This is a genomic window from Shewanella sp. 10N.286.52.B9 (assembly GCF_002873635.1).
Classification (GTDB): Bacteria; Pseudomonadota; Gammaproteobacteria; order Enterobacterales; family Shewanellaceae; genus Shewanella.
The window spans coordinates 1,527-10,953 of sequence record NZ_MCTY01000042.1; the positions used below are offsets into that span (position 1 = coordinate 1,527).

Genomic DNA, 9,427 nt, shown 5'->3' on the forward strand with positions numbered 1-9,427 from the left:
TATTTTGGCTGATGGTATTACGCCTGACATGATCTACGCAACTGTGGGTACACCACGTACTAAATACGGCTTCATTGATGCATGGTTAGTCCGTGGTACTTACCATATTCGTGACGGCTTATTGAGAGATGGCAGCGGTAAAATGGTCGCTGGTGGTAACCAATTCTCACGTGGTTGGGCTGAATGGTTAACGCCTGAAATGGCTGCCAAAATTAACGCAGTTATCCCAGAATTTCCTGAAACTAACGATGGTAAAGCATTTGGTCCAAGTGGTTCTCACCAAGTGGGCATGAGCTCATACGGTGCGAAGTATGAAAAAGAAATGTTGTTCCAACCTGCAAGCTCTTACTGTGAAGTGTGTCATAGCTTCAAGTTCGACTTCGAAACTAAAGAGGAATACTTAGCTGCTTTAGGTGACCCTAAAAAACTACAAGAACATACCATTTCTAAAGGTATTGCTTGTGAAGAATGTCACGGAGCAGGTGGTCATCTCGATGGTGGTAATGGCGGCGGAATGCCTTCGAATTGTGAACGTTGTCACCAACGTTTTAACTTCGTTGATGAGCTAGCTGATACTGAAGAAGGCCAAGATAAACTTGAGTATGCTTTTGGTGTGAAAATGAAGTCTGCATGTCCATCATGTGGTACTGAAGGTTCGCAAATGTTCGCTTCTATGCATTATGAAAAAGGCATGCGTTGTGCGACTTGTCATGATCCACATGAAGTTACAAGCAACGATTGGAAGTCTGGTTATACCAAACCGAAAATGAAGAAAGAGTGTTCTGACTGTCACGCAGCGCAAGCTGAAATCGCAGCAAACACTAAGACTCATAGCGACCAAAGCTGTACAAGTTGTCACATGCCTAACATGGGCAGTTGTGAAAACTTCACCGCAATGCAGTTCCCTGATCAAGCTGGTTTCGACGCGGTTCGTAAGTCGCACATGTGGAAGATTGAAATCGACCCAACTCAGAAGACATTGAACCCACCAGAAGGCAAACCTCGTGAATCTACTGTGAAAGGTTGGACTGTTGCGAAGAATGCTAATGGTAATAACTACTTAGATTTAATGTGGTCTTGTGCTCGTACTGCTATCTCTGATGATAATGTCGTTAATGGTAAAGGTTGTCACAGTCAGTTCCAATCAGAACTTGATCCAAGCCTACACTACAAAGATCAACAAGAGATCTACGGCGAAGTGATGAAGTTCCAAACGCCTATCAAAGAAACTTACGCTCAAGTTGTCGGCGCTCTTGACACTATCGACCAATTATTAGAAGTGACTAAGTTATCTGTTGAAGATAAATCACAAGTTCTTCTATTGGCTGATAAAGCACAAGATGCAGTGACGCTGCTTGAAAAAGATGGTTCTTGGGGTGTCCATGGTGCGCGTTATACCCATAAACGTATTGATGCAGCACTCACTTACGTGACTCAAGCTCAAGCCATTATTAATGGTAAAAAAATGTAAAACCCTAATGGCTACTCACGTATGTGAGTAGCCATTTTTTAATAACTCGGCGTCAGCCGATGCCGAGATATTTTGAGAGAAAACCATGAAAAAACTACTTAGCAAGATTTTGATTTCAGTATCGTTGTTCGTCGCAGTGCAAGCACAAGTGTTTGCTGGTGCGGGTGGGGATCTCATTCCAATTCCTATTAATGACATTCAGCTTAATCCGATTTCAATGCGTGAAGCTGAGTCGTTAGTGGGCAATGAAGATGTTTATTTTTTTGATGTAAACACATTGGAGTTATGGGCTGAAGGGTTTATCCCTGGTGCGGTGTACTTCAACGTTAAGAACTGGAAAAAGTTACTTCCAAAAAATAAGGATGCGGTGATGGTGTTCTACTGTGCTAACACTTTATGTACTTCAAGTGCGATGGCTGCACGAGAAACAGTAAAACTAGGTTACACAGGGGTTAGACATATGGCCGATGGAATTTACGGCTGGCGATTGTCAGGAAGAGTAACAGAATTACCTTAACCATTTTATTACCTATTTAAGACCTGATGATGTGTTGTCGCTGGGTCAATCTATTTTCCAAGAGAGAGTGCCAAATGAAATTATTAAAGAAAAGTACCTTAGCCATTGCAACGTGTATGACATTGGTTTTATCAGCAGGCAGTTTTGCTGCTCAAAACGTAGAAAGCGATGTTGAAAAACAGTCTTACAGCATGGGCGCTTCTATTGGTAATTACCTATCAAGCCAAATTTATAACCAAACGGAGCTTGGCGCTCAAATTAATGTTCAATTGGTGATTGATGGTGTGATTGATGCGCTTAAGAATGAACAAAAAATGTCTGATGAAGATGTGCTGACTTACTTAAACGATCGAAGTGAACTACTTAATTTATTGAGTAGCCAAAAAATGCAACAAATTGCCCTTGAAAGTAAAAAAGCCAGTGATGCTTTCTTAGTTGAAAACAAAGCGAAAGATGGCGTTAAGGTGACGGGTTCTGGCTTGCAGTATGAAGTGATAAAAATGGGTGAAGGCAGAAAACCTAACCCTGAAGATGTGGTCACTGTGAAGTACAAAGGCACATTAGTTGATGGGACTGTATTTGATGAAACGACAGATCCAGTTCGTTTTGCATTACTGACAGCCATTGCTGGTTGGGAAGAAGGTTTACGCTTGATGCCTGAAGGCTCAACCTTTCGTTTTGCCATTCCATCTGAGCTAGCGTATGGCAAAGACGGTGCTGGTGATATTCCTGGTGATACCGCATTAATTTTTGAAGTGGAATTAGTTAAGTCTGAAGCACCGAGTGAAAACGCAAAAGGTATGGGCCTAACAGGTATGGGCATGAACGGCATGATGGGCTCTCACTAAGCTTTTACTAACAACAAGTTGTCATTGAAATTTTGGTGATAACTCATTAATTAAATTCAAGAAAGAAGAGACACTTATGAATATTCTGGTCTTAGGTATAGCAGTATGTCTGAGTATATTTATCGGACTCTTCTGGATTCATCACAGTGTATATAACCGTAATTTGAGCAGCACTGTGATGAAACAAGCCAATAAAGTGGCTGACGGTAACAATGGCGAGCATTGCCTTAAATATGATGAATTTAAGCTTGCTGGTTCTTATCAAAGTCCATTATGGATGTCAGTCGCTGTATTGATTTTTTCGTTATCTATATATGCCAGTGGAGGACATTTCCAAGGTTGGGATAAAGGTCAGGCAGATGAATCGGTGGATTACTTGATTGCAGCCAGTATTACTAAAGGGCGAGATCAAGTTCAGCAACAACCACAAAATGAATTAGCGCTTATTTCGTTAGCACAATCATATGCAGAAGGCGGTTTATATGCTGACTCTGTGACGACGCTAGATCAGTTAATTGAGCTAGTGGGTGCTGATGCTGAGTTATTAGGCATAAAAGCGACATCAATGTATTACCGAGATAGTCGTCAGTTTTTACCTGAGACCAAAATGGTCATTGATACAGCGTTGAGTTTTCAACGTGATGAGCTTAATACCAGATTGCTACTCGCAACAGATGCTTACCTTAAGGGTGAATATGTTGACGCGATAGATCACTGGCGCATCTTACTGACCAATCAAACTCAATCTTTTAATAGACAATCTATTAATAACGCAATTATGAAAGCCGAATTTAAATTAAATGAATTGAGTCGATGATTCGTCATTTGAATTTGCAGCGAACCAATAAATACCAGTCAGCGATAGCTGCACTAGGGAGGATGTTGTGAGTGAAAATATAGAAAGACGGAGGTTTCTAAAAGGTATTGGAGCTGCTTCTTTAATTCTGGGCCCTATGGGCTGTACTTCAGTTAAAGATGACAACGAAGATGCTAACAAACCTCATTACGTTATGGTGTTTGATCAAAATAAATGTGTCGGTTGTGGTGAGTGTAAAGAGGCATGTAATGTCGCAAATAACTTACCTGACGGCAAATCAAGAATGTTGATGGAACATCAATCTGGCGGTGTTGAAGGGCAAGCATGTCCACATTGTGGCAAAGAAGAGTGTAACTGCGAACGTAAGTTTGTTCGTGTTTCTTGTCAGCAATGTAAAAACGCGCCATGTGTCAGTGTATGTCCTACAGGTGCGGCACATAAAGATCCTAAAACAGGGATCGTCACCATGGACGCAAGTAAATGTGCAGGTTGTAAATACTGTATTGGCGCCTGCCCATACAATGCACGTTTTATTAATGAAGAAACTGATGTGGCTGATAATTGCGATTTCTGTTTAAACAGCAAATTATCAAAAGGTGAGTTACCAGCTTGTGTACAACAGTGTAAATATGATGCGTTGATCTTTGGTGATGCTAACGATCCAACCTCATACGTTAATAAATTATTAGCGGTGAAAGACTCTGTGCGTATGAAGCCTCAATTTGGTACTGAACCAAGCCTTCGTTACATTCCAGTTGTTAAGTTGGGGGTATAAGATGGACGGTTCAATGGAGTTTACCATGGGGCTATCTGAAGGGGTTGCATGGCCTTGGCCAATTGCTGTTTACCTTTTCTTAGCCGGTATTTCAGGCGGTTCTTTAGTGGTTGCTTTAGCAATTCGCTTTTTTAAAGGCCAAACTGAAACTACCCCACTGTATAAAGCTGCCAGCTTAATCTCGTTTGTGACGATTGCACTGGGTATGTTATGTCTGGTTTTAGACTTAACCAACCCATTGTTCTTCTGGCGTATTCTCGTATTTTACAATTTCACATCAGTTATGTCAGTAGGGGTTATCGCTTTATGTGTGTACATCCCACTTACGGCAGTGTTGTGTCTTTATGCCTTTGAAGATGAAATCAAATCGATTCCAGCATTAAGTATCTTGTTGCCAATCATTAACATGCTAAAACCAATTCGCAAACCTTGCGAAGTTGCAGTGTTAATTCTAGCGGCAGCAGTGTGTGCTTATACTGGTTTCTTGATTTCAGCGTTAATCCGTTTCCCACTGATTAATACAGCAGTATTACCTGCTTTATTTATTGCTTCGGGTGTCTCAGCAGGTGCGGCTGCATCAAAAATGTTGTCGGTATTCTTGTTCAAAGAAGACATGCACAGCAGTGAACTTAAAATCCTTCATGGGGCTGAATGGCCAATCATGATTGCTGAAATTTTGTTTATCTGCATGATCGCAATGTCGCTTGCAACGGGTAATGCTGGTGCGCAATCAGCTTTTGAAGCATTTACAGCTGGTGTATGGGCAAATCTATTCTGGATTGGTGTTGTAGGTGTTGGGTTCTTAGGGCCTATCTTGCTTAACTTCGCCACAGGTAAAACCTTTAGCCATTCCGCTAAAGCATTTTACTTATCAGGATTTTGTGCCATTAGCGGCATGATGTGCTTACGCATGTTTATCCTGTATGCAGGACAAACATACGCAATTTAGTGTTGCCAGAATCACCCTTAAGCGCATATGTCTTCCCTTAGTCATTTTTAAGGGTGATTCTTTTTACTTTGTAGAGCTCGTGTTGAGTTGGAAATTTAAATGAAAAAAATCCTATCGTTATTACTACTAGTGCCATTGTTATTTGCCTGTACTCCAGACAAGGTTGGCGCAGAGGCGAGTGGTCACAGCCATGCCATACATGAGCATGATCGTTGTCATATGTGCGGCATGATGATCACAAAGTACCCTGGTCCTAAGGGGCAATTGAGCTTAAAAAACGTTGAAGCAACCCCTTCTTTTTGTTCGACACGCGATATGTTCAGCTTTTTATTACAACCAGAAAATACCCGTCAGGTGAACCAAGTTTGGGTGCATGATATGGCCAAAACAGACTGGGATAATCCCAAAGATGAATTCTTTATTGACGGTAAAACAGCGACATATGTTTATGGCACCAGTCGACAAGCGGTGATGGGCCCAGCTGTAGCCTCATTTAGTACTGAACAAGCAGCGCAAGATTTTGCCCGTGAGTTTGGTGGGGCTGTATTGAAGTTTGACGACATTACCATTGAATTATTAGGCGAGAATATGAGCCATCATTAAGCCTATAAAAACAAAGGTGTTAGCTTGGTAAAGTATTAATGTTTTTAATTTACTAAAAGTCATTAGCTAAGCAAATTCAGATAATTGGTTAGATGAAAGTGAGAAACTCCATGGGTAAATTTGTATTGATTTGGTGGTGGATTATTGGTGTATTTACTGCACCTATTACGCTTGCTGATTCAATGGAAATAAATGTTAATCCACTAGTCAAATCTGTTTTATTGCAAGAGATTATTGACGACGCGAGTGCTCATGACCGCATTGCTTTGAGTAATCAAACCTATCTTGGTAATGCGATTATTAATAAGCCCCTCACATTAATCGGTCATCCCAGGTCAATTATTGATGCTCAAGGTCAAGGTAGCGCCATCACGATTGCCAGTAATGACGTCAATATTAAGCAATTAAACATTCTCAATTGGGGAGACGATCAATATGAACTGAATGCAGGCATATTGATTAATGATGGCATGACAAACATTGTGATCGCTGACAATGTACTCACTGGCGATGGCTTTGGCATTCGCGCCGATAATAGCCATCATATTGAAATTTCTCACAACCTGATTAGCGGCGATGCTGAACGCTTTGTATTGGATAGAGGCGATGGTATTTATCTAAAACGTGTGGATCATGCTGTTATCAATGGCAATGTAATTAAAGATGTAAGAGATGGCGTGTATCTAGAATCAGGTAAACACAGTTTAGTCACCAATAATCAATTTTCTAAGCAGCAATACGGTATTCATTACATGTATACCGAAGATGACGAAGCCTTTAATAATGCAGCCACAAAAGTCGATGGTGGTTACGCATTAATGAACTCTAAGCGGATTAATCTACATCATAATCAAGTTAATGGTGCTGCGATATTTGGTGTGTTGCTAAACATGACCAATGACTCAGACGTTCAAGCCAATCATGTGAATAATATCGTTAATGCAAACCCTAAAATGCCAACGGGCGATGAAGGTAAAAGCATGTTCATTTATGGCGCCCGTGATAACCGTGTTTATAACAATGAATTTGCTAATAGCGAAATTGGTATTTATATGGCGATGGGCGGCGAAGGCAATCAAATATATCGTAACCAGTTTATTAATAATCAAGCTCATGTGAAGTATGTCGGCGATACGATTGTTGAATGGAGTCATAAAGAACAAGGGAATTATTGGAGCGGTTTTATCGGTTGGGATCGAACAGGTGATGGGTTTAGCGAGCAAGCTTATCAGCCAAGCGATCATTTAGATCGTTTGTATTGGCTTTATCCTGAAGCGCATTTTTTATTGAAAAGTCCTGTGGCTTCTTTGCTGCGCTGGACTCAGCAGCAATTTCAAATTATGCCGGAAGCAGGTGTGATGGATAGTTTTCCAATGATGAGTCCGACTGCAAATTCCAATATTGGTTATGCCGCTGAACTAGCAGATTATTCATATGTAAATTCAAACATAGTTTCAACAACTCAGCCTTCTGAGCATTCGTTAAATAAGTAGGTTTTTATGCCAAGAAATTCAGTTATTCAGGTTCAGAACCTCATTAAACAGTACGGTGAATTTACTGCCGTAGGCAATATCAGTTTACAGGTACATGCGGGGGAAACGTTAGCATTGCTGGGGCATAATGGTGCAGGTAAATCTAGCCTGATAAAAATGCTGTTAGGCATAGTAAAACCCACATCGGGCCAAATTACCATGATGGGTAAAACGGTGACTCATGAGAAAGATCGCCGTCAGATCAATCTAGGTTACCTACCTGAAAATATCAGTTTATATGAAAAGCTCACCGGCAAAGAGGTGTTGAATTATTTTGCCGCGTTAAAGCGGATTGATAAATCAAAAGTTCTACAAGTACTCGAAGAGTTTGGCCTTGAGCATGCGCAAGATAATCCGGTTAAAAGCTATTCAAAAGGCATGAAGCAGCGTCTAGGTTTTGCCCAAGCAATATTGTCATCTCCTGATATTTTATTACTTGATGAACCTACAGTTGGACTTGATCCACAGGCCTCACTGTTTATGTATCAAAAGATTGATGAACTCAAACGCCAAGGTTGCGCCATTGTAGTGTGTACCCATGAGTTGGCAGTTGTTGAAGATAATATTGATCGTGCTTTTATTATGGCTAACGGCATGGAATTAGCCTCTGGCTGTGTAGAGACGTTGCGCCAATTAACAGACTTAAAAGTGTTGTTTAAAGGAGAGGAAATTAATCAAGCGATAGCAGAGGATGAGTTTTTAAATACATTGGCTGTGAATAATCAATTATTGATTCATCAGGTAGATAAGCCAAGAGTCATGCAGTATCTCACGCAGCATTGTGGCGTTTATAACTTCTCTATTGAAGAACCTGGTTTAAGTGATATTTATCATCACTGCATGAATAACCGTCAGCAAAACGTTGCTTGAGGAATTATGATGTTTACACCTATTTTAACCATCGCCAGTAAAGAAATTAAAGACAACTTTCGTAATCGTTGGGTTGTGTTTATCGGTCTGATATTAACTAGTTTATCCTTAATAATTTCATTTTCAGGTTCAGTTGTCACGGGTGAGTTAGCTGTTCCAGTGCTGCCAATGTTAATGGCCAGTCTAAGTTCCATTGGAGTATTTATTTTACCATTAACGGCTATTTTGTTGAGTTATGACAGTTTTATTGGTGAAGAAGAGTCTGGTACCTTGCTGTTGCTATTGTCATACCCTTTAAGCCGCAGTCAGATATTATTAGGTAAGTTTGTTGGCCATATCACTGTGCTAGCTTGCACTATTGTATTTTCTTTTGGATTAACAGCTGCACTTATTCATGTGTTTACTGGCACTGAATTGTCATTATTGTTGCCGTTGTTCTGTCATTTAGTGTTTAGCAGTATTTTACTGAGTATGTGCTTTGTATTAGTGGGTTATGTGGTGAGTTTGCAGGTGGCTGAAAAAGCTAAAGCCATTGCTATTTTATTGTTTATTTGGGTAGCGGTTGTATTGGTTTACGACCTTATTTTACTCACACTTATGGTAGCGGAAACTGTGGAGCTTTCTAGTCAACTTTTACAGGTAATGATATTGCTTAATCCAAGTGACATTTTCCGCGCTCTGATGTTAGTTGCTGCCCCTCAACAGGATACTAGCAGTAGTTTATCGTCGTTAGTTCAATTTCCTCTGTCTAACTTGTATATCGCATTAACAATATGGGTTGGGGTAATGATGTTGATTTCACAAAGTTTATTTCATCGGAAAATATTTTAACTGCAATGCTTAATTTTAGAGAATGAAATGGTTATTCATTCACAATGTTAATAGCAGTAATTAACAAAAATATATTTTGAGGTATATCTATATAAGTGTTTGTATTATCTGATTTTAAAATATTTTAAGACTGAGTCGGTAATCACATATTTTTGATAAGATATGAATTATGATTCATGTGATTTCAATTGACTCAATAGTAAAACTTTAGGTG

10 protein-coding genes are annotated in these 9,427 nt (G+C 40.0%); all 10 read left to right on the plus strand.

Going from position 1 to position 9,427, the window contains the following annotated elements:
- A partial coding sequence (locus tag BCU91_RS03555; RefSeq protein ID WP_102440242.1) for a cytochrome C occupies window positions 1–1,471 on the plus strand: 1,471 nt, incomplete at its 5' end.
- Between the two features lie 85 nt (window positions 1,472–1,556).
- Window positions 1,557–1,988: a rhodanese-like domain-containing protein gene (locus BCU91_RS03560; RefSeq protein WP_102440243.1), complete on the plus strand. Its 432-nt coding sequence runs from the start codon at window positions 1,557–1,559 to the stop codon at window positions 1,986–1,988.
- A 74-nt stretch (window positions 1,989–2,062) separates the two neighbouring features.
- Window positions 2,063–2,836: an FKBP-type peptidyl-prolyl cis-trans isomerase gene (locus tag BCU91_RS03565; protein ID WP_102475885.1), complete on the plus strand. Its 774-nt coding sequence runs from the start codon at window positions 2,063–2,065 to the stop codon at window positions 2,834–2,836.
- A gap of 76 nt (window positions 2,837–2,912) precedes the next feature.
- Complete coding sequence (locus BCU91_RS03570) at window positions 2,913–3,653, plus strand: nitrite reductase (protein WP_133126570.1); 741 nt, start codon at window positions 2,913–2,915, stop codon at window positions 3,651–3,653.
- A 67-nt stretch (window positions 3,654–3,720) separates the two neighbouring features.
- Window positions 3,721–4,428: a 4Fe-4S dicluster domain-containing protein gene (locus tag BCU91_RS03575; RefSeq protein WP_102475886.1), complete on the plus strand. Its 708-nt coding sequence runs from the start codon at window positions 3,721–3,723 to the stop codon at window positions 4,426–4,428.
- Window position 4,429: 1 nt separating this feature from the next.
- Entirely contained in the window at window positions 4,430–5,377 is a 948-nt protein-coding gene (gene nrfD / locus BCU91_RS03580; RefSeq protein ID WP_102530915.1) for an NrfD/PsrC family molybdoenzyme membrane anchor subunit, read from the plus strand.
- A gap of 99 nt (window positions 5,378–5,476) precedes the next feature.
- Window positions 5,477–5,980 (plus strand): nitrous oxide reductase accessory protein NosL, encoded by a 504-nt coding sequence (locus BCU91_RS03585; RefSeq protein ID WP_102530916.1) that lies wholly within the window; start codon window positions 5,477–5,479, stop codon window positions 5,978–5,980.
- 110 nt (window positions 5,981–6,090) lie between these two features.
- A complete protein-coding gene (gene nosD / locus BCU91_RS03590; protein ID WP_102440248.1) occupies window positions 6,091–7,473 on the plus strand; it encodes a nitrous oxide reductase family maturation protein NosD in 1,383 nt (460 codons plus the stop codon).
- A 6-nt stretch (window positions 7,474–7,479) separates the two neighbouring features.
- Complete coding sequence (locus tag BCU91_RS03595) at window positions 7,480–8,382, plus strand: ABC transporter ATP-binding protein (protein ID WP_102440249.1); 903 nt, start codon at window positions 7,480–7,482, stop codon at window positions 8,380–8,382.
- A gap of 6 nt (window positions 8,383–8,388) precedes the next feature.
- Window positions 8,389–9,213, plus strand: coding sequence for an ABC transporter permease subunit (locus tag BCU91_RS03600; RefSeq protein WP_102530917.1), 825 nt, complete (start codon window positions 8,389–8,391; stop codon window positions 9,211–9,213).
- Window positions 9,214–9,427: the final 214 nt, after the last annotated feature.

Coding starts and splice junctions, on each gene's coding strand:
- BCU91_RS03560 (WP_102440243.1), top strand. CDS start 1,557: ATGAAAAAACTACTTAGCAAGATTTTGATTTCAGTATCGTTGTTCGTC.
- BCU91_RS03565 (WP_102475885.1), top strand. CDS start 2,063: ATGAAATTATTAAAGAAAAGTACCTTAGCCATTGCAACGTGTATGACA.
- BCU91_RS03570 (WP_133126570.1), top strand. CDS start 2,913: ATGAATATTCTGGTCTTAGGTATAGCAGTATGTCTGAGTATATTTATC.
- nrfD (WP_102530915.1), top strand. CDS start 4,430: ATGGACGGTTCAATGGAGTTTACCATGGGGCTATCTGAAGGGGTTGCA.
- BCU91_RS03585 (WP_102530916.1), top strand. CDS start 5,477: ATGAAAAAAATCCTATCGTTATTACTACTAGTGCCATTGTTATTTGCC.
- nosD (WP_102440248.1), top strand. CDS start 6,091: ATGGGTAAATTTGTATTGATTTGGTGGTGGATTATTGGTGTATTTACT.
- BCU91_RS03595 (WP_102440249.1), top strand. CDS start 7,480: ATGCCAAGAAATTCAGTTATTCAGGTTCAGAACCTCATTAAACAGTAC.
- BCU91_RS03600 (WP_102530917.1), top strand. CDS start 8,389: ATGATGTTTACACCTATTTTAACCATCGCCAGTAAAGAAATTAAAGAC.